This window comes from Microvirga makkahensis (genome assembly GCF_009830105.1).
Lineage (GTDB): Bacteria > Pseudomonadota > Alphaproteobacteria > Rhizobiales > Beijerinckiaceae > Microvirga > Microvirga makkahensis.
Genome location: NZ_WURB01000084.1, coordinates 1 through 841 on the forward strand (window position 1 = coordinate 1; position 841 = coordinate 841).

The following is an 841-nucleotide window of genomic DNA, read 5'->3' on the forward strand; positions in this document are numbered from 1 at the left end:
CAGCAGAAAGCCCCGGCTTTGGGCCGGGGCTCCTGAGAATTGTCCGTACCGTCGTCCTTACTCGTTGCGGTTGCCCAGCAGCGCCAGGAGGAACTGGAACATGTTGATGAAGTCCAGATACAGCTGAAGCGCGCCATAGACCGATACCTTCGCGGCGGCCTCGGCGTCGAAATTGCCGTAAAGGTACATCTCCTTCAGCTTCTGCGTGTCGTAAGCCGTCAGGCCCGCGAAGATCAGCACGCCGATCACGGAAATGCCGAACTGCAGCGCGCTCGACGCGACGAAAATGTTCACGATCGAGGCGATGATCAGGCCGAAGAGGCCCATGATCAGGAACGAGCCCATCCCCGACAGGCTGCGGCGGGTGGTGTAACCCCACAGCGACAGCGCGCCAAAGGACGCCGCCGTGATGAAGAACACCTGCACGACGCTCGCGCCCGTATAGCGCAGCAGCAGGGTCGAGAGCGAGGCGCCCATCACCGCAGCGAAAGCGAAGAAGGTGCCGCGCGCCGTGGCCGCCGACATGCGGTCCATGCGGAACGAGAAGAAGAAGATGAAGGCCAGAGGCGCCAGCGCCACAACCCACATCAGCGGCGAGCCGTACAGGGCCGCGCCGAACTGGGTCAGGCCGACGCCGCCCATGCGGGCGACGGCCTGCGACGGATCGCTCGTGGTGGCCAGCATGTTGATGCCAAGCGCGACCAGAGCCGAAATCGCCAGACCCAGGACCATGTTGTTGTAGACGCCGAGCATGAAGGCGCGCAGGCCCTGGTCGACCTGTGCCGCCGTCCGGGCAAAGCCGGTGCCATAGGCGGTTTGGTTTTGCTCATACGGTTGCATC

General features: G+C 63.7%; 1 protein-coding gene. It reads right to left on the reverse strand.

Annotation, left to right across the window (positions count from 1 at the left end):
- Positions 1-57: 57 nt before the first annotated feature.
- Entirely contained in the window at positions 58-840 is a 783-nt protein-coding gene (locus GR328_RS26530; protein ID WP_160888634.1) for a Bax inhibitor-1/YccA family protein, read from the reverse strand.
- Between the last annotated feature and the right edge of the window lies 1 nt (position 841).

Excerpts from the sequence above, each read along its gene's own strand:
- GR328_RS26530 (WP_160888634.1), bottom strand. The coding sequence starts at position 840 with ATGCAACCGTATGAGCAAAACCAAACCGCCTATGGCACCGGCTTTGCC.